The organism is Bacillus alkalicellulosilyticus (genome assembly GCF_002019795.1).
GTDB classification, from domain to species: domain Bacteria; phylum Bacillota; class Bacilli; order Bacillales; family Bacillaceae_F; genus Bacillus_AO; species Bacillus_AO alkalicellulosilyticum.
Map to the genome: position 1 here is coordinate 280287 of NZ_KV917381.1, position 20519 is coordinate 300805.

16 protein-coding genes are annotated in these 20519 nt (G+C 38.7%); 14 read left to right on the forward strand and 2 right to left on the reverse strand.

What is annotated here, in order from left to right:
* Nucleotides 1–15: 15 nt before the first annotated feature.
* Nucleotides 16–1554, forward strand: coding sequence for a bifunctional phosphoribosylaminoimidazolecarboxamide formyltransferase/IMP cyclohydrolase (gene purH, locus BK585_RS01470; RefSeq protein ID WP_078551366.1), 1539 nt, complete (start codon nt 16–18; stop codon nt 1552–1554).
* Nucleotides 1555–1573: 19 nt separating this feature from the next.
* On the forward strand, nt 1574–2848 hold the full coding sequence (gene purD / locus BK585_RS01475; protein ID WP_078551367.1) for a phosphoribosylamine--glycine ligase: 1275 nt from the start codon (nt 1574–1576) through the stop codon (nt 2846–2848).
* Here purD and BK585_RS24775 read toward each other — a convergent pair.
* The gene (locus BK585_RS24775; RefSeq protein ID WP_419095490.1) at nt 2820–2951 is read right to left on the reverse strand and encodes an EYxxD motif small membrane protein; all 132 of its coding nucleotides are present in this window, start codon (nt 2949–2951) and stop codon (nt 2820–2822) included. The two genes, purD and BK585_RS24775, sit on opposite strands and share 29 nt — an antisense overlap.
* 93 nt (nt 2952–3044) lie before the next feature.
* Entirely contained in the window at nt 3045–3371 is a 327-nt protein-coding gene (locus BK585_RS01480) for a YgaP family membrane protein (protein WP_078551368.1), read from the reverse strand.
* Nucleotides 3372–3503: 132 nt separating this feature from the next.
* On the opposite strand from BK585_RS01480, the gene BK585_RS01485 reads away from it, so the two are divergent.
* The 12 genes from BK585_RS01485 (at nt 3504) to putP (ending at nt 20510) form a co-directional block, all read left to right on the forward strand.
* Nucleotides 3504–5246, forward strand: a complete 1743-nt coding sequence (locus tag BK585_RS01485) for an adenine deaminase C-terminal domain-containing protein (protein ID WP_170885443.1) — start codon at nt 3504–3506, stop codon at nt 5244–5246.
* A gap of 39 nt (nt 5247–5285) precedes the next feature.
* Nucleotides 5286–6305, forward strand: coding sequence for a DUF3048 domain-containing protein (locus BK585_RS01490; protein WP_078551370.1), 1020 nt, complete (start codon nt 5286–5288; stop codon nt 6303–6305).
* A 19-nt stretch (nt 6306–6324) separates the two neighbouring features.
* Nucleotides 6325–6636 (forward strand): YerC/YecD family TrpR-related protein, encoded by a 312-nt coding sequence (locus tag BK585_RS01495; RefSeq protein WP_078551371.1) that lies wholly within the window; start codon nt 6325–6327, stop codon nt 6634–6636.
* A 275-nt stretch (nt 6637–6911) separates the two neighbouring features.
* Nucleotides 6912–8078 (forward strand): IS256 family transposase, encoded by a 1167-nt coding sequence (locus BK585_RS01500; protein ID WP_078551372.1) that lies wholly within the window; start codon nt 6912–6914, stop codon nt 8076–8078.
* Nucleotides 8079–8560: 482 nt separating this feature from the next.
* The gene (locus BK585_RS01505) at nt 8561–10063 is read left to right on the forward strand and encodes a spore germination protein (RefSeq protein WP_078551373.1); all 1503 of its coding nucleotides are present in this window, start codon (nt 8561–8563) and stop codon (nt 10061–10063) included.
* A gap of 5 nt (nt 10064–10068) precedes the next feature.
* Nucleotides 10069–11172 carry a GerAB/ArcD/ProY family transporter gene (locus BK585_RS01510; protein ID WP_078551374.1) on the forward strand — a complete coding sequence of 368 codons (1104 nt, stop codon included), beginning with the start codon at nt 10069–10071 and terminating at the stop codon, nt 11170–11172.
* On the forward strand, nt 11156–12280 hold the full coding sequence (locus BK585_RS01515; protein WP_170885444.1) for a Ger(x)C family spore germination protein: 1125 nt from the start codon (nt 11156–11158) through the stop codon (nt 12278–12280). Before BK585_RS01510 ends, BK585_RS01515 begins: the two co-directional genes overlap by 17 nt.
* Before the next feature lie 106 nt (nt 12281–12386).
* Entirely contained in the window at nt 12387–13070 is a 684-nt protein-coding gene (pcrB, locus tag BK585_RS01520) for a heptaprenylglyceryl phosphate synthase (protein ID WP_078551376.1), read from the forward strand.
* A gap of 79 nt (nt 13071–13149) precedes the next feature.
* Complete coding sequence (gene pcrA / locus BK585_RS01525) at nt 13150–15372, forward strand: DNA helicase PcrA (protein WP_078551377.1); 2223 nt, start codon at nt 13150–13152, stop codon at nt 15370–15372.
* 17 nt (nt 15373–15389) lie between these two features.
* Nucleotides 15390–17405: an NAD-dependent DNA ligase LigA gene (gene ligA, locus BK585_RS01530; protein ID WP_078551378.1), complete on the forward strand. Its 2016-nt coding sequence runs from the start codon at nt 15390–15392 to the stop codon at nt 17403–17405.
* A 152-nt stretch (nt 17406–17557) separates the two neighbouring features.
* Nucleotides 17558–18727: a CamS family sex pheromone protein gene (locus tag BK585_RS01535; RefSeq protein ID WP_078551379.1), complete on the forward strand. Its 1170-nt coding sequence runs from the start codon at nt 17558–17560 to the stop codon at nt 18725–18727.
* A gap of 289 nt (nt 18728–19016) precedes the next feature.
* Nucleotides 19017–20510, forward strand: coding sequence for a sodium/proline symporter PutP (gene putP, locus BK585_RS01540; RefSeq protein ID WP_078551380.1), 1494 nt, complete (start codon nt 19017–19019; stop codon nt 20508–20510).
* The last annotated feature ends 9 nt before the right edge of the window (nt 20511–20519 follow it).

Genomic DNA, 20519 nt, shown 5'->3' on the forward strand with positions numbered 1-20519 from the left:
GGAGATCAATTGTAAATGGCAATCAAAAGAGCACTCGTAAGTGTATCGGACAAAGAGGGTATTGTTCCTTTCGTCAAAGAATTAGTAAACCTTGGTGTAGAGGTTATCTCAACTGGTGGAACAAGTAAAGCATTACAGGATGCAGGAGTCAACGTTATCGGAATTTCAGAGGTCACTGGATTTCCTGAAATCATGGATGGTCGTGTGAAAACATTACATCCAAACATCCACGGGGGATTATTAGCAATGAGAGATAATCCGGATCATGTGGCACAACTAGAAAAACATGACATTACTCCGATTGATTTAGTAGTCGTTAACTTATATCCGTTCCAACAAACGATTGCAAAACCAGATGTAGCTTTTGCCGATGCCATTGAAAATATTGATATTGGTGGACCAAGCATGCTTCGTTCAGCAGCGAAAAATCATGCAAGCGTGACGGTTGTTGTTGATCCTGCAGACTATGAAACAGTATTAGCTGAACTAAAGGAAAACAATGAAGTTACCGCTGAAACAAAACGTAAGCTGGCAGCGAAAGTGTTCCGCCATACGGCAGCATATGATGCTGTGATTGCAGACTATTTAACAAAACAAGCTGGAGAAGAGTATCCGGAAACATTAACGGTAACGTATGAAAAGCAACAATCATTACGTTATGGGGAAAACCCTCATCAAAAAGCAGCTTTTTATAAAAAGCCATTAGGAGCAAGCAGTTCGATTGCGGCAGGTAAGCAATTGCACGGTAAAGAACTATCTTACAATAACATTAATGATGCAGATGCAGCTCTTGCTATTGTAAAAGAGTTTTCTGAACCAGCGGTTGTAGCAGTGAAGCATATGAACCCATGTGGCGTAGGAAGTGCAGCTTCAATTGAAGCTGCTTATGATAAAGCTTATGCAGCTGACCCTGTTTCTATTTTTGGTGGTATTATTGCAGCAAACCGTGAAATTGACGGAGCAACGGCGTTAAAATTAAAAGAAGTATTTCTTGAAATTATCATTGCCCCTTCATTTAGTGAAGAAGCAATTGAAATATTAACAGCAAAGAAAAATTTACGTCTTCTTACTGTTCCATTTGAAGGAAAAGGTGCAACGGAAGTTAAGATTACATCCATTCATGGTGGAGCTCTAGTTCAAGAGGAAGATAAGCTGGGATTTGATGACGCTGAGATTAAAGTTGTGACAGAACGTCAACCTTCAGAACAAGAATGGGCCGATTTGAAACTAGCTTGGAAAGTAGTTAAGCATGTGAAATCTAATGCAATTGTACTTGCAAAAGACAACATGACCATTGGTGTTGGTGCAGGACAAATGAATCGAGTGGGCGCTGCTAAAATTGCGATTGAGCAGGCAAGTGAAAAAGCTCAAGGATCAGCCCTAGGTTCAGATGCGTTCTTCCCAATGAGTGATACGGTCGAAGAAGCAGGAAAAGCAGGAATCACTGCGATTATCCAACCGGGTGGTTCAATCCGTGATGAAGAATCCATAGCAAAGGCAAACGAATTAGGAATTACGATGGTATTTACTGGAGTTCGTCATTTCAAACACTAAAAGAAGCGGAGGTGAAACTATGAAAGTTTTAGTTATCGGAAGCGGTGGACGTGAGCATACAATTGCATGGAAAGTGGCTCAAAGTTCAAAAACGGAAAAGGTATTCGTGGCACCAGGTAATGCAGGAATGAAAGATGTTGCTACCATTCTTCCTATTGCTGAAAACGACCATGATGGGTTAGTCCATTTCGCAAAGGAAGAGGGTATTGACTTAACCATTGTTGGACCAGAAGTGCCTCTTTTAGCTGGTGTCGTTGATTCATTCCAAGAAGCAGGGCTGAAAGTATTTGGACCAAGGAAAAACGCTGCCTTAATTGAAGGAAGTAAATCTTTTGCAAAAGAGATTATGGCGAAATACAACATTCCAACCGGTTATTACGAAACGTTTACAAGCTTTGCTGATGCGAAAGCGTATGTAGAGGAAAAAGGTGCTCCAATCGTAATTAAAGCGGATGGTTTAGCGGCAGGTAAAGGTGTTGTAGTTGCGATGACGGAGGAAGAAGCCGTTCATGCTCTTCACGAAATGCTTGAAAACAACCAATTTGGTGCAGCCAGTGCAAAAGTTGTCATCGAAGAATATCTAGCGGGAGAAGAGTTGTCATTAATGGCATTTGTTAATGGCTCAACCGTTCTTCCAATGGTGGGTGCTCAAGACCATAAGCGAGCGTATGACAACGACGAAGGTCCAAATACTGGCGGAATGGGAGCCTATTCACCAGTACCACAGTTTAATCAAGCAGATGTAAATGAAGCGGTGGAAACTATCCTTCAACCAATGGCTGAGGCGATGATTTCGGAAGGACGCTCTTTCACTGGAATATTATACGCTGGTTTGATGATGACAGCCAAAGGTCCAAAAGTAATTGAGTTTAACGCTCGATTTGGAGACCCTGAAACTCAAGTTGTTTTACCAAGATTGGAAAATGATTTAGCAGATGTTATGCTTCAACTATTAGATGGAAATAAACCAGAACTTCAATGGTCTGATGATGCAGTTGTTGGTGTGGTTATGGCTTCAAAAGGGTATCCTTTAGCTTATGAAAAAGGATATGCTATTGAAGGTTTAGGTGATGTACCAGCAGAAACATTAGTGTTCCATGCAGGTACGAAGGAAGTGGAAGGGAAGTTTGTCACCAATGGTGGACGAGTGCTTTTACTTGCAAGGTCAGCAAAATCTCTTGCTGAAGCACAAAAACTCGTATACAAGGATATTGAGCTTGTTACGAGTGAGGGCTTATTTTATCGTAAAGATATTGGAAACAAAGCTATTTCGAGTGCTTCTTCCTCTTCATAAAAATAAACAATAAAGCAACAATTGTACCAATAACAGCGGCATAAACAAAAAGACTATCAATACCATATTCAATCATAAGACATCGTCTCCTTTTAAATAGCATAAACCTTATAAGATAGAAAATATCTTATAAGGTTTTTTGAACTATAAGTTGAAAAAAGTTTGATTAAGAAAAGACGGCTTTGCCGTTTTCTTATTAAAATAGAAAATCTTCATTTGTTTTTTCAGAGTACGTACCGAATTGTTGTTGAGATTGTTGGTTCTGATTTGTTTCATGTTTTTGCTGATTTTGATTTCCGTTTTGGGTTGTACTTGCATTGGCTTGTTGTTTGATCATATACGTTACAGGGCAAAACCGAGTAATGCCCTCGGCGATTTTCATCGCTCCCATCATTGCAACGAATAAAGGCATACTGTGTGATGGTTTTTTCACAAGTTTTGCTGTGGCCCATGCTAAAATCGTAAAGCCACAGGTAATTCGGACTAAAGCATTTACCATTCCAATGTTTTGTTTCAATTTCATCTAACCTTTCTACTAAGATTTTTAATAAACTTTTCACAACTGTAATGTGGTAAACGATAAAAGTATGGTAAGATATTTTTTATAAGACTTTTTTCTAAAAAGCCATTAAACAGAGAAAAGGGTGAATGAATGATGACTGAACGAATATATCGTTGGACGAAAAAACGACTTAGAGAACAACTTGCGGTCATCCGTGGTGAGCTAGCTCCGACAATCGTATTAACTCATGCAACCTACTTAAATAGTTCACGACGTCAGTGGCTACATGCAAATATATGGATTTATGGAGATAGAATCATTTATGTTGGGGAACAAATGCCAACAAAGTTAGATAAAACCGAAGTGGTCGACTGTAGTCAGTATGTAATTGTACCAGGTTATATCGAGCATCATGCACATCCATTTCAATTATATAATCCCCTAAGCTTTGCTAATTATGTATCAACAAAGGGGACAACAACAACTATTAATGACAACATGATGTTTTTTTTATCACTCGAAAAAAAGAAAGCGCTTACTTTAATTGAAAAGTTAGATGAAATGGATACATCGATGTATTGGTGGTGTCGTTATGACGCCCAAACGGAGTTGGAAAATGAAGAGGAAATTTTTTCGTATTCTAAAATGAAAGCATGGTTGGAACATCACCTTGTTGTTCAAGGAGGAGAATTAACATCATGGCCAAAAGTACTAAGTGGTGATGATAGTATTCTTCACTGGATGCAGGAAACAAAACGATTAGGAAAACCTATAGAAGGTCACCTTCCAGGTGCATCTGAGCGGACGTTGACTCAAATGGCTTTGTTAGGTGTGAATTGTGACCATGAAGCCATGACAGGTGAGGAAGCCATTATGAGGTTAAATTTAGGGTACACAGCATCCCTTCGTCACTCCTCTATTCGTCCTGACCTCCCGAAACTCATCGAGGAAATGATTGATTTGGGTGTTGATGATTTTAGTCAATGCTTACTCACAACTGATGGATCAACTCCAATGTTTTACGAAGACGGAGTTCTTGATAAGCTTATAAAAATAGCAATCGATAAAGGGGTTGCGCCAATAGAAGCGTACCATATGGCAACCTATAATGTAGCGAGACATTATCATTTAGATCACAAACTTGGGATGATAGCACCAGGTCGAGTCGCACATCTTAATTTCCTTTCAAGCAAAGAAAACCCTACGCCAGTTAGTGTTCTCGCTAAAGGAAACTGGATTGTAAAAAATGGAGTAAGAGTGAGCGATGAGAGCACATTCGCATGGGAAGAATTTGGTCTTGAGGAAATGAAACTCGATTGGGATCTAACGGGTGAAGACTTTCATTTCTCAATGCCAATGGGGCTAGAATTAGTGAACTCCGTTATTTTAAAACCGTATCAAATTGGCTTTGAGGATACAGATGATTCCCTTTCCACTACTCATGATGAATGCTTTTTTATGATGATTGATAAAAAGGGAAAGTGGAGAATGAATACAATCATTAAAGGGTTTGCTGATCGTATTGGAGGTTTAGCTAGCTCCTATTCCAATACGGGTGATATTGTATTAATTGGGAAAAATAAAATCGATATGATGAGAGCTTTTCAAGAGCTTAAAAAACAAGGTGGCGGAATAGTTGTTGTGGAAGATGGTGAAGTTAGGGTAACGATGCCACTGCCTCTTCATGGCGTGATGTCAAATCAGCCAATGGCAGAAGTAATGTCACAGCATAAACAACTAGAAGAGGTTCTTAGAGAATCAGGTTACAGACATGAAGACCCTATCTATACTCTATTATTCTTTTCATCTACGCATCTACCATATATTAGAGTGACGCAGCGAGGAATCTATGATGTTTTCAATAAAAAGATACTCTTTCCTTCGATTATGCGTTAAACTATAAAAGTAATCATATAGCAAAGGTCGTGTTAAGAGATGAAAAAAGGAACGAAGGTACTACTTGCAGTTTCTTTTAGTCTATTAGCTTTAGTAGGGTGTGGGAAGGAAGAAGTTCAGCCTGAACCAGTAGTCGAAGAACCTATCATAGAGGAAACAGAGCCAGAACCGTTGTTTGTTACTCCATTAACGGGAATGGGAGCTGAGGAAGAATTAACGAGTCGTCCAGTAGCAGTTATTATTAATAATGATCCTAAGGCCAGACCACAATCTGGAATAGACCAGGCAGATGTGGTTTATGAAATATTAGCAGAAGGTGAAATTACTAGATTTGTGGCAATCTTTCATAGTGAACAGCCTGAGCGAATTGGCCCAGTCAGAAGTTCTCGCGAATACCATATTGATTTAGCAAATGGATATGATTCTCTTTTTGTTATTCATGGCTGGAGTCCAGAGGCGAAAAGATTATTAGAAGTAGAAAACAAGGCTGATTATTTAAACGGACTATTTTACGATGGAACATTATTTAAGCGCTCTACGGATAGAGTAGCTCCTCATAATTCATATATTAGCTTTGAAGCACTTCAAGAAGGTCTGACTGAGAGAGGGTATGAACTTACCGGTGAAGTAGAGCCTTTAGCATTTGCTAAAGATAATTCTGAGTTAGGTGGAGATCCTGCTCCGTTGATCAATGTGCAATATTTTAATCGTAACTCTGTCAATTTTAAATACGATGAAGAACAACAAATCTATTTACGTTATAATGGAGACCAACAAACCGTTGATAAGGATACAGGAAATCCTGTCATTTTAGAAAATGTATTGATTATTGAAACTGAACATAAAGTAATAGATAAACAAGGACGACGGGATATCGATTTAACATCTGGTGGCAAGGCGCTTCTTTTTCAAGATGGAAAAGCATTCGAACTGGAATGGACCAATCACAATGGTCGACTCCTTCCTTCTCATAATGGAAACATTGTACCGTTCGTGCCAGGTAAAACATGGATAAACGTTGTGCCATCATTAGATGAAAATGTGGAAATTGTTCAATAGTGGAAAGGTGTGACCAAGCTTGCAAATCGATAAATTACGAGGCAAAGAACTAGATCAATTGTTCAAAGCGATACTAACATTAAAAGACCTTGAAGAATGTTATCAGTTTTTTGATGACTTGTGTACGATAAATGAAATCCAATCTTTGGCTCAACGACTTGACGTGGCAAGAATGCTTCAAAATGGCTATACGTATCATAAAATTGAGACAGAAACAGGAGCAAGTACTGCAACGATTTCAAGAGTTAAGCGCTGTTTAAATTACGGAAACGACGGCTATAAGATGACATTAGACCGAGTAAAAGAACAAGAAGAAGGTACGGAAATATAAGATGAAGGACGGTAGCTACTGGCTGCCGTCCTTTTTTATATGGAGAGTATTGAGAGCTCAATGTCTTTTCCTCTAGCCGCACAGTTGCCGAAGCCTTGCCTTCTTCCTTTTGGGGTTTTCGTTCCCCTACGGCACAGTTTTCCCCCATCATGGGTAACGATTAGCCATAATCGGATTAAGTCCGTATAATTGTGTAAAAACAAAAAGAGTCATTTTATACCTTCTTGGCTACAATGTTTAACAACCACGAAAAACATGAGAAGAGGGAATATAAAATGACTCAAATACAGTTTAACCTAGATATTGATGTTTTAAAAGAATCTGTGATGAATTCGAATATTGATGCAGTTGTAAAATCTTCAATTGTATTAGTTCTTAATGAGTTTATGGAGAAAGAACGGGATGAGCATTTACAAGCATCTGCCTATGAGCGTTCTCCAGAACGCCGGGATTACCGTAATGGATATTATGAGCGTGAGCTACTGATTAGTATTGGAAAAATTAAATTACGTGTACCTCGTACAAGAGAAGGAGACTTTTCAACTTCTATATTTGAACGGTTTTCTCGCGTAGACCAAGCACTAACTCTTTCTATGTTAGAAATGGTGGTAAATGGGGTGTCAACACGAAAAGTAAAAAACATTGTAGAACAACTTTGCGGAGAAAGTGTATCCAAATCATTTGTTTCGTCCCTAACGGAGAAGCTTGATCCTGTTGTGAATAAATGGGCTAATCGACCACTTAATGTCCAGTATTTTCCTTACCTCTATGCAGATGCCATGTATATTAAGGTGCGTGAACATAATAAAGTTGTACCCAAAGCAGTCTATCTTATGACGGCAATGGATGAGGAAAAAAAGAGGCAAGTTATTGGATTAAAAATAGACCACGCTGAGAGTTTCGAGGCGTGGCAAGGGTTCTTCAGTGATTTAAAAGCGCGAGGACTCCAATCTCCTAAACTTATTGTCTCTGATGCCCATGCTGGATTAAAAAAGGCTATAGACCGAGAATTTATCGGAACTTCATGGCAAAGGTGTTCCGTTCACTTTAAACGAAACATTATTAATAAACTTCCCAAAAAAGGGTCTAGCCAGGTCATAGCAGATTTGAGAAGAATATACCAAACAATCTCTTGTGAAGAAGCAAGGAAATTTAAAGATGACCTTCTCATGAATCACCAAGATAATCCCAAGTTGAAGAAGGCAATTGAAATCCTTGAAGACGGATTTGAAGAATCCATTCAATATTTAAATGAACCAAAAATGTATCAACGACACCTATCAAGTACCAACTCGTTAGAGCGTCTAAATCAGGAAATAAGAAGACGAGAAAGAGTCATTCGTATTTTTCCAAATACACAATCAGCTTTTCGATTAATTGGGGCGCTATTAATGGAGAATGAAAACCTTCAGTTAAATAGGAGATATACTCTAAAGCCCTAAACCAGCGAGCCGCGCGAAGCGAGATTTTGGTTACTTGGAAGGGGGTCCCCCCTTCCAAGTAACCAAAATCAAAAACTAACTATATATCATTATAGGTTGTAACATTGTAGCTAAGTAATTTACACATTATTCTGGACTTGACTCATAATCGTTCCCCTACGGCACAGTTTTCCCCCATCATCGGTAACGATTAGAAATAATCGTTCCCCCTGGGCTCGTTTTCCACCCATCATGGGTAACGATTAGAAATAATCGTTCCCCCTGGACTCGTTTTCCACCCATCATGGGTAACGATTAGCCATAATCGTTCCCCTCGGCACAGTTCCCACCCTCCTTCGGTAACGATTAAGCGCCTCTCAGCGCCTACGTCTTGCTTTTAAAGCCTCCTAAAAGGGAAAGTCATCCTTTTAGGAGGCTTTTTTACATAGTTTTGGGTTGTTTGGGAAGAATTTTAGTAACACTTGATAAAGGAGTTTGTGCGATTGTGGTTTCCATCAGTTAATAAAATTAAGAAAAAGATGAAAGAAAAACAAAAGCAGGATTTTTATCCTAAACCTCAAAAGATACAGCCTTTTTCAATGAAGTTGGTTAAAGAGAAGTTAACAGATGTAGATGATTTTGTTGTTAAACAGATTGAGCTTGAAGATGATATTGCCTTTGTTATGTATATTAATTCTTTGGTGGATACAAAAGTATTACACCAAATGATTTATGAGCCGATTAAAGAGTTAAAAGAAGAATCGCCAGAGAAGGTAATGAAAACAGCAATCATCATTGAGCCTGATGATGTGAACAATGCTGTATATGACATCGTTAGTGGACAAACCGTTATCTATTTTTCTAATCAACAGATGCTTTTGAAATTTAATACATTAGCTGAAGTTGGGAGAAATGTTACAGCACCTGAAAATGAAACGACGATGCTCGGTCCACAAGACTCTTTTGTAGAGACGATAAGTACGAATATTACTTTAATTAAAATGAGAGTTCGCTCGTCACAACTAAAAATGAAAGAGTTTACGATGGGACAGGAAACAAAAAATACCGTTGTCGTTTTGTATATGGAGAACATTGCAAATCCACAAAATGTCGATAGGGTTATTACTAGATTAAACCATGTAGAATATCAGGGGTTTGTAGGGCTAGGTATATTAAAACAGACTTTAGAAGATAATGAGTTTTCACCATTTCCGCAGTTTGGGATCACAGTTAGAACCGATAATACAGTCGCTGCGTTACTTGATGGGAAAATTGTGGTGATGTTAAATGGAAGCCCGGAAGCAGCGATTATGCCCGCTACCTTTTTTGAATTCCTTACATCTCCTGAAGATTTTTATAACCGGTGGGCCACTGCAACGTTACTAAGGACGTTGCGATTAGTAGGTTTTTTTATTTCGATTTTATTAACATCCACTTATGTAGCAGTCCTAACTTATCATCCTGAAATACTTCCACCTCAGTTACTAACAGTGTTAGCTGAGTCAAGAGCGCAAGTTCCGTTTCCGCCACTTGTAGAGGCTTTAATTATCGAACTGGTTATTGAAATCCTACGAGAAGCTGGGGCTCGAATGCCAACAAAGATTGGTCAGACGATCGGTATCGTAGGTGGTATTGTTATAGGCACTGCGGCTGTTGAAGCGGGTATTGCCAGTAATGTACTTATCGTTTTGGTCGCAATCACTGCCCTTTTATCATTTATTCCACCAAATTTTTTAATGAGTAATGCGATTCGAGTCATGCGCTATGTCTTTTTAATAGGCGCTGGTGTGTTTGGTATGTTTGGTCAGATGATCGTTTTAGCTTGGATGATAAACCATTTGTCTAACTTGACATCCCTAGGAACTCCATATATAACACCAATCATTCCAAGACAGTGGTCAGACGTGTTAAACAGTGTCCTCCGTGCTCCAGTGAAGTTTATAAAAAAGAGATCGGGTGTATCAAGGGCGAAAAAAGAATTAGTGCGACCGTTAGATGAGGAGTAGGTAAAATGGATAAGGGTACCTTTAAAAAGCTAGGGAAATATCATGTCATTTTTCTATCTCAAAATACAATCATAGGTATAGCATTGTTTTCGCTTCCACATGAATTAAGTCCGGTAGGTTATGATCAATGGCTCATTCCTATTTTATATGGAATCCTTGCAACCATTTCTGTTATACCGATGATAGCATTAGCCAAAAAATACCCAGACAGCACATTATTTGCAATTAATGAAAAGCTCCTAGGTAATATAGGTGGGAAAGTCGTCAATTTTTTAATCATGTGCTATGTCATTCTTCATGCATCAGCGGTTGTTCAAGCTTATGTTAGGATATTGCAAGTTATCACGTTTCCAGAAGACCCAATTACAAATAGCGCGATTGCGATTTATTTTGTCATGATTTTTATCATAATGGGCGGAATAAAGTCTATAGCAAGGTTTTGTATGTTTGCGTTTTTCTTTACGGCCCCTATGATTTATTTTTTGCTTTGGGCTTTTCAACGAGCAAACTGGACACATGCATATCCTACCTTTTCATTTGATTGGTTTGAGCTGGGAATCGCACTTGATGGAGGGGCTCCCGCCATGTTTGGGTATGCCCTTCTCTTGTTTTATTTTCCGTATATTAAAGAGCAAAAAAAGGCGTTTAAACATATTACCATTGGTATTTGGATTGCAATCTTTTTTTATGTATTGGTTTGTTTTGCTTCGGTCATATATTTCTCGGAATGGCAGTTAGAGCATTTGCTATATCCCGTATTAAATTTACTTCAAGCTGTGCATGTCCCTTTTGCAGAAAGGATTGAAACGTTTGGCGTCAGTTTATGGATTTTCCTCGTATTGTCTACGTCAGCTATGTATTTATGGGTGGCCAAAAAAGGGATGGATGCGCTGTTTTCAAACTTCAAGAATAAAACATGGCATTTGTATGTTGTTGCGTTTATTTCAATTATGTTATTTATCGGTCCCATTCCTTTGCCTGTTCAAAAATATATGTTTGAACAAGGAGTGAGGTATACAGAATATGCATTTCTTTTATTGCCGAATTTCCTGTTGCTTCTCTATTTTTTAAAAAAGAAATTAGGTGTGAATAGTGATAAGAAAAAGTAAATTACTCATTATTATAGCTGTCATTATCCTTGGTGGCTGTGGCGAGGAATATGAACGTCCTGTTCTTGAGGATTTGGGGATAATCGGTGTGCTTGGGTTTGATTATGTGGAGGGTGATGCAGAAAAGGTAAAAGTAACGGCAACGTTTCCACAGCATAATAAGGATGCAGAAGAAAGAACACAGATTTATTCAGCTACGGTAAAACTCCCTCATAAGGCGTTACTTGAAATTACAACTAAGTCAGAAAAAGTATTAACCTTAGCTCAGCTACGCGTTCTTATTTTCAGTGAGGAATATGCGCAGAAGGTAGGACTATGGAATGTTTTATATAATCTTTACCGCGATCCTCGCGTTGGAACAAATGTATTTATTGCTGTTGTAAAAGGGTCAGCTGAAGAGTTTTTATCTCAAGAGTATAAGGACAAACCAAATATTAATGTGTACTTAAATGAGAAACTAGAACCAAAAGAGGATTCAATATTTAATCCTCATTCTACGTTACACGCATTTCTTATGCGAGCGACCGATGAAGTTTCAGATCCGTCAACACCATATTTAGAATATACAGATGGTACGGCAAATCTATCTCATGTTGCGCTTTTTAACAAAGATAAGATGGTAGGCGTCTTGGGCCATGAAGAAGGAAAGATGATAGAGACTTTTAAGCAACGAGATTCCATTCCAGATATGCTAGTTGAGTTTACAGAAAAAGATGAATCAGGGAAAGAAGTTGAGAAAGAAGCATTATTAACGTTTGTCGATACCTTCTTAACAGAAGAGGTTTCAGGTACATTAGAAAACCCAAAAGTCCATCTTCATTTATACGTTCGTGGAACGATTGAAGATTATGTTGGAATCGTTAATCTTGAGTCGTTGGATGCCCGAGAAGATTTTGAATCGAAGTTTGAAGAACATTTCGAGAAAAAAATAATAAAGGTAGTGAATACATTGCAAGAACTTCAAAGTGACCCCGGTAGTTTTGGAGAAGGGTTTCGAATCAAATATCCACATGGCTGGAGCAAAGAACGTTGGAACGAGGCATTTGCAAATGCTGAAATAACAGCCAATGCCAAAGTAACCATTATCTCAACGGGAGCGACCAAATAAAATTGGAAATAAGATAAATTATAAAAAGCATCGTTCTCTACTTAGATTACGGTGTTTTTTTTGATATAATCGTTCAGTAAGCAAGTTAAAGATGGGGGCATAGGTTATGCTAGAGTTTAAAGATTGGAAACATACATTTAAGTTTGATCCGAATAAAGAGATAACAGATGAACAGATTGAGTTACTCTGTGAATCAGGGACGGATGGCATCATTGTTGGAGGAACGGATGGGGTAACTCTTGATAATACACTATTTTTACTTTCAAAAATTCGCCGTTATGCTATTCCCTGTGCACTAGAAATTTCTAATATAGAAGCCGTTACACCTGGATTTGACCATTATTTAATTCCAACGGTGCTTAACAGCAATGATGTGACATGGGTGACAAAGCTTCACCATGAGGCTGTAAAACAGTTTGGACATTTGGTCAATTGGGATGAAATTTTGATGGAAGGATATTGTATTGTTAATCCAGATTCAAAGGTTGCTCAATTAACCGAAGCAAATACAGACTTAACAGTAGATGACATTGTGGCGTATGCTCAGATGGCTGAACATATGTTTCATCTTCCTATCTTTTATTTAGAATATAGTGGAGCATATGGTTCTCCTCAAATTGTACAAGCTGTCAAATCTGTCTTACAAGAGACGAAGCTCGTGTACGGCGGGGGAATTACAACTGTTGAAAAAGCTAAAGAAATGGCACAGTATGCAGATACGATAGTCGTTGGTAACCTTATATATGAAGATTTTAATACAGCGCTAGAAACGATCAAAGCTGTGAAATAGAAGCCGATGACATCAACTTGTCCATTGTACTGAGGTGCGTTAGAATAAAGAAAAGAACATTTGTTTGGGGTGAGGGATAATGCAAAGTAAACTGATAGAAAAAATGCTAGCAGGATTGAATCCTGAGCAACGAGAGGCAGTTAAAACAACAGACGGCCCTCTTTTGCTTATGGCAGGAGCAGGTAGTGGAAAAACAAGAGTATTAACACATCGTATTGCTTATTTACTTCGAGAAAAAGGTGTGGCACCTTGGAATATTTTAGCGATTACATTTACGAATAAAGCAGCGAGAGAGATGAAAGACCGTGTAGCCAGTCTAGTTGGACCAACAGCCGAAGAAATTTGGATTTCAACGTTTCACTCGATGTGTGTGAGAATCCTAAGAAGAGATAGCAACCGAATCGGAATAAATAGTAATTTCACAATCTTAGATAGCTCTGACCAGTTATCTGTGATTAAACAAATTTTAAAAACAAAAAACATTGACCCTAAAAAGTTTGACCCAAGGGGAATCCTCGGTAGTATTAGTTCGGCTAAGAATGAATTAAAAAGAGCAGCTGACTTTATGAAAACGGCTTCGGGCTTATACGATGAAACAGCAGCTGAAGTGTATGTGGAATATGAGAAGCAATTAAAGAAAAATCAATCTCTTGATTTTGATGATTTAATCATGACGACGATTCACTTGTTTTCCCTCGTTCCTGAAGTCCTGGAGTATTATCAAAATAAATTTCAATACATTCATGTCGATGAGTATCAGGATACGAATAGAGCTCAATATATGTTAGTAAATATGTTAAGTGCAAAGCTGAAGAATATTTGTGTTGTTGGGGACTCAGATCAGTCGATTTACCGCTGGCGTGGGGCGGATATTACTAATATTCTTTCATTTGAAGAGGACTACCCAAATGCGAAAGTAATCTTACTTGAACAAAACTATCGTTCGACCAAAGTTATTTTAAATGCAGCGAATACGGTCATTAGCAATAATTCAAACCGAAAGCCGAAAAACCTTTGGACCGAAAATAGTGAAGGAGAAAAAATCTTTTACTATGAAGCCGACTCAGAGCATGATGAAGCTTATTTTGTAACAGATAAGATTAAAGAGGCGACAAGAAATGGTTCTCATAAAAACTCTGAGATCGCTATCTTATATCGAACCAATGCTCAGTCTCGTGTGATTGAGGAAATGTTATTAAAATCCAATATCGATTATAATATTGTTGGCGGAACAAAATTCTATGACCGCAAAGAGATTAAGGATGTATTAGCTTACCTCCGATTAGTAGGAAATCCTGATGATGATATTAGCTTGGAGAGAATCATAAATGTACCAAAGCGTGGAATTGGTGCGGCCACAGTCGATAAAATTAGAGAGTTTGCAGCTGACCAAGGTATTTCCATGTTCCGCGTGCTTCAAGAGATTGAAGAACTAGGTTTAAGTGCAAGAGTGGTTAGTAAGCTAAGAGAGTTTGCAGACCAAATGAACAATTGGATTCAAATGCAAGACTATTTATCAGTAACAGAACTAGTTGAAGAGCTACTTGATAAAACGGGATATCGTGATGCGTTACGTGCTGAAAATACGATTGAATCGCAAAGTCGATTAGAGAACATAGATGAATTTTTATCAGTAACCCAAGACTTTGAAAAGAAAAATGAAGATAAATCGTTAATTGCCTTTTTAACCGATCTTGCATTAGTTGCTGATATTGATAAGCTAGATGAAGAGACGGAAAAACCTAAAGATGCTGTTATATTAATGACGCTTCACTCAGCCAAAGGGCTAGAGTTTCCACTCGTCTTTTTAATTGGTATGGAAGAAGGGATTTTTCCACATAGTCGTTCATTGTTTGAAGAAGATGAAATGGAAGAAGAGCGTCGTCTGGCATATGTAGGGATTACGAGAGCAGAGAAAATGCTTTATTTAACAAGCGCGAAAATGAGAACATTGTATGGAAGAACGAATGTCAATCCACCATCACGTTTCATTCAAGAAGTACCAGAAGATTGCTTAGATTGCATTCAAAAGGAAGCACCACCACAGCCATCCTGGATGAAAACTTCACGAGAACAGCCGCAACGACAGACACAACAAATTGTTCGACCGACAATAGGTACAACAGGTGGAGAACAATTCGGTTGGAAAGTCGGAGACAAAGCCGAGCATAAAAAGTGGGGAATTGGAACGGTAGTAAGTTTAAAAGGTGAAGGAGAACATATTGAACTTGATATTGCCTTTTCTCCACCGACAGGAATAAAGCGTTTATTTGCTAAATTTGCACCAATAACGAAAGTATAGAAAGGAACGACATTGACATGGATAGAAATCAAGCTGAACAGCGAATTGTAAAACTTAGAGAGCTTCTCGAGGAATATGGATATCATTATTATGTATTAGACCAACCCCTCGTCTCAGATGCTGAGTATGACCAACTTCTTCAAGAGTTAATTTCTCTTGAAGGAGAGTTTCCAGAGTTGATGAGTGAAGATTCTCCTTCTGTCCGTGTCGGTGGAATTCCACTACCGCATTTTGTGAAAGTGGAGCATGAAGTTCCAATGTTGAGCTTAGGTAATGCTTTTAATGATGATGATCTGCGAGACTTTGATCGGCGCATTCGTCAAGGAATTGAGGGAGAGCCGAGTTATAGTTGTGAGTTAAAAATTGATGGCTTAGCGATTTCGTTGCGATATGAGAATGGTCGTTTTGTTCGTGGAGCAACTCGCGGTGATGGAACGACTGGTGAGGATATCACGCAAAATTTAAAAACGATTGGTTCAATTCCACTACGATTAAAAGAAGCTGTGGATATTGAAGTGCGTGGCGAAGCATTCATGCCAAAACGGTCGTTTGAAGCGTTAAACCAAGCAAAAGAACAAGCCGGTGAGGAGAAGTTTGCCAATCCTCGAAATGCGGCCGCCGGCTCACTCCGTCAACTCGATCCAAAGATTGCTGCAAAGCGAAATTTAGATATTTTTCTTTATGGAATTGGTTTATTAAAAGGAAAAACTCTTGATTCTCATCATGAAGGCTTAGCTTATTTGCGAACATTAGGTTTTAAGGTCAATGAGGAAAGCCAGTATTGCGAGAATATTGATGAGGTCATTGAATACATTCACAGCTGGCTTGAAAAAAGGACTGCATTGCCTTATGAAATTGATGGCATTGTCATTAAATTAGACTCTCTTTCGCAGCAAAAAGCATTAGGTTTTACAGCGAAGAGTCCAAGATGGGCCATTGCGTATAAGTTTCCTGCTGAGGAAGTTGTAACAAAGCTGATTGGAATTGAACTCACTGTTGGTCGAACAGGAGCAATCACACCAACAGCCCTCCTCGAACCAGTCATTGTAGCGGGAACGACAGTCAAAAGAGCGTCACTTCATAACGAAGATTTAATTCGCGAAAAAGATATTAAAATTGGTGATTCGGTCGTTATCAAAAAAGCGGGAGATATCATTCCTGAAGTGGTTAATGTATTACCAAAACTTCGGACTGGGATTGAGCAGGAGTTCAACATGCCAACGCATTGTCCAGAATGTGAAAGTGAACTCGTCCGTCTAGAAGGAGAAGTGGCACTTCGGTGCATTAATCCAAAATGTCCGGCACAAATTCGTGAGGGATTAATTCATTTTGTCTCCCGAAACGCAATGAACATTGATGGCTTAGGAGAAAAAGTGATAGCTCAATTGTTTTCTCATCAACTGATTGAGGATGTTGCTGACATCTATAAATTAGAGAGAGAAGAGCTCCTTAAGTTAGAGAGAATGGGAGAGAAGTCCGTTGACAATCTCCTTGAGGCGATTGAAGCGACTAAGGAAAATTCATTAGAACGGCTTCTGTTTGGACTTGGAATTCGTTTTGTTGGAGCAAAAGCTGCCAAAACGTTAGCAGCTCATTTTGAAACGATGGAAGCTTTACAAAAAGCTAGTTTTGAGGAATTAACAGATGTACATGAAATTGGAGATAAAATGGCAGACTCGATCGTAAGTTATTTTGATAGTGAGGAAGTTTCAGAATTAATAAATGAGCTTCGTGAATTGGGTGTCAATTTGACTTATAAAGGGGCTAAACCGACTAATGCACAAGAGGCAATAGATAGTGCATTTGCTGGGAAAACAATTGTGTTGACAGGGAAATTAGAGAAGCTGTCTCGTAATGAAGCTGCCGAACAAATAGAAGCGTTAGGCGGAAAAGTAACAGGCAGTGTGAGTAAAAATACTGACATTGTGATTGCTGGAGTGGACGCAGGATCTAAGCTTGCCAAGGCGAAAAAATTAGAAATCACCGTGTGGGATGAAGACCAACTGATAGAGGAATTAGGCAAAAGGGGATAACAGGAAGCCACTGAAAAAGTACAAAACAACTTTTTAGTGTTCTTGATTTTAAGAGGGCACTGTAAAAAGCTAAAAACATAACTTTTTCAGTGCCCTTGATAAAAGCCTATGTATAGAAAAGAGATAAATCGATAGGAAGGGGAGTGACCGAAATGACGAAACGACTAGGCCTATTCTTGTTTGCTACGGTCTTTGTACTTGCAAGCTGTAACCCAATAGTGCAACCTGAAGAGGAGATATCCGAAGAAGAGGTTATGGAAGAAAATCAGGAAGTGAAGGTAAGTCCTGAAGTATATACTCCTGAAAACTATTATCGAAGTGTATTATACGATGGGAAATATACACACGGACATGCTCGTGGCTTTAGTGATGCAGTTGTTCATAATCGTTTGGATTTAGAACAATTAGAAATAGGGTTAACTAGAATTGCTCAAGAGCATTTTGATCCGGATAGCTACTATTTCCGCGAAGGTCAATATATTCGTCGAGATGAATTGAATAGTTGGCTGATTCGCACTGATGATAACAACCCAAACGGTCTTAATCCCCCGTTAGGTGAAGGCCAAACGATGAAAGAACGTGAAGAAGACCAACCGCGTTACCTTTCACATATTTTAGAACACAATTATCTAGTCGAAGGCTCAAATGGACAACTTGAATTAGCGGGTGTTGTGATTGGGCTATCAATGAACAGTGTCTATCATTTTAGAGTCATTGATGAAGATGGTGGTTATTGGTTTTATGAGACGGAAATAGATGAACAAAAAATGGAGAAAGAAGCGCAACGAATGGCGGATGAAGTCGTCACAAGGTTGCGTGCGCAAAATCGAGCTGAAGGGGTATTAAACGACATCCCTATTGTTGTTGCTCTTTTTCGCGAAGAACAACGAGAGTCCGTTATCCCAGGTTCATTTTTTTCAAAAGGGATAGCTGAACCAGGAAAATCTGTAGGGGACTGGCAAGCGATAAATGAATCCTATTATTTATTCCCATCGAGTAGTGCGACGAATGACCAGCGAAACGATGCGGAACGATTTGCTCGGTTAAATGAAGAAGTAAATGGCTTTTTTGACAACTTCATTGGGGTAGTGGGAAAAGGGTATTATAAAAATCAAAAACTCTCAGAATTAACAATAGAAATTCCAATTCGTTTTTATGGGAAAACAGAAGTTGTAGCTTTAACACAGTATGTTGCTGATAAAGTCCAACAAATTTTCCCGGAAGATTTAAAAATACAAGTTTATATCACATCGATTTCTGGTCAAGAAAGTTTAATCGTAAGGGATCCAAATGAAGCTCCTTTTATTCATATATACCGATAGAGAAAAGGGTGTTGCTGCATGATGTGGCACGCCCTTTTTAAAAGACTCATTAAATTGAAACTTTACTATAAAAAACGGCAAGTGCTTTTGTGATAACATAACATATATATTCTTAGATTGAATAACGTTAAAGTAAGCATGACAGCTGATATGCTTACTAGAAAGAAGGAGGTGAACAACAATGGAGTATGGGCTTACCGCAGCGACGTGGTTTTTATTATGGGTTCCGATGCCGTTATTGATTTTATTATCACTTCTATCATTTATAAAAGAAAGGAGAGCGTAACCCTTGGAAAATGCGACACTATTAACCTTCATTGTTTATTTAATTGGGATGTTAGCTATTGGAATTATTGCCTATCGTATTACAAATAATTTATCTGATTATGTTTTAGGAGGACGTAAACTCGGTGGAGGTGTAGCTGCATTAAGTGCAGGTGCTTCCGATATGAGTAGCTGGTTATTACTTGGTCTTCCTGGAGCCATCTATGTTAGTGGAATGGGTGGAATATGGATTGCGGTAGGGTTAGCCGTTGGGGCCTATTTAAACTGGCAGTTTGTAGCGTCACGTTTACGTACGTATACTGAAGTAGCCGATGATTCAATTACGCTACCAGATTATTTTGAGAATCGTTTTCGCGACAATTCAAAGATTTTGAGGATTATTTCTGCTTTAGTTATTTTACTGTTTTTTGCTTTTTATACTTCTTCAGGTCTTGTCGCAGGGGCCACGTTATTTGAAGCTTCATTTGATATGGACTATTCACAGGCACTTTGGATTGGTGCTATTGTCATTATTGCATATACGTTTTTAGGTGGATTTCTTGCGGTCAGCTGGACGGATTTCTTCCAAGGGATTTTAATGTTATTGGCTTTAATCATTGTGCCAGTCGTAGCGATTTCTGAAATTGGTGGTTGGGGTGCAACCATTGATGCGGTTGGAGCCATTGACCCAGTATATCTAGATGCTTTTACAGGAGCGACGTTGATTGGAGTTATTTCATTGTTAGCATGGGGGCTTGGATACTTTGGTCAGCCTCACATTTTAACTCGTTTTATGGCGGTGAAATCAACGAAAGAGATTCCAAAAGCGAGATTTATCGGAATGACGTGGATGGTTGTCGCTCTTTTTGGTGCTATTTTTACAGGATTTGTGGCTATTGCCTTTTTCTCTGTAAACGGTCCGGGAGAAGTGATTTCTGCAGAAGCGCGTGAAACCGTGTTTATTGTATTTACCCAAGTGTTATTTAATCCATGGGTGGCTGGATTTTTACTAGCGGCCATATTAGCAGCAATTATGAGTACAATTGATTCACAGCTACTCGTTTCTTCGAGTGCATTAGCAGAGGATTTCTATAAAGGGATCATTCGAAAAAAGGCATCAGATAAGGAATTAATTTGGGTAGGTCGAATTGGAGTGCTACTAATCGCATTACTTGCTACTTTAATGGCGACCAACCCTGAAAATACAGTGCTAGACCTAGTTGGCTATGCATGGGCTGGATTTGGTGCTGCCTTCGGTCCAGTCATTATCCTTTCTCTATTCTGGAAGCGAATGACAAGAAATGGTGCGATCGCAGGTATGGTAGTTGGTGGAGCGACCGTTATAATCTGGTCTATTCTTGCTGAGAATTATAAAAATGTAACGTTGTTTACACTTTATGAGATTGTACCTGGTTTCATCTTAGCTACGCTCTTTATAATAGTTGTTAGTTTATTAGGAAGAGAGCCATCTGGCGAAATTCAAGCAGAATTTGAACAAGTGAAGAATAACGAGATATAATAGATAAGG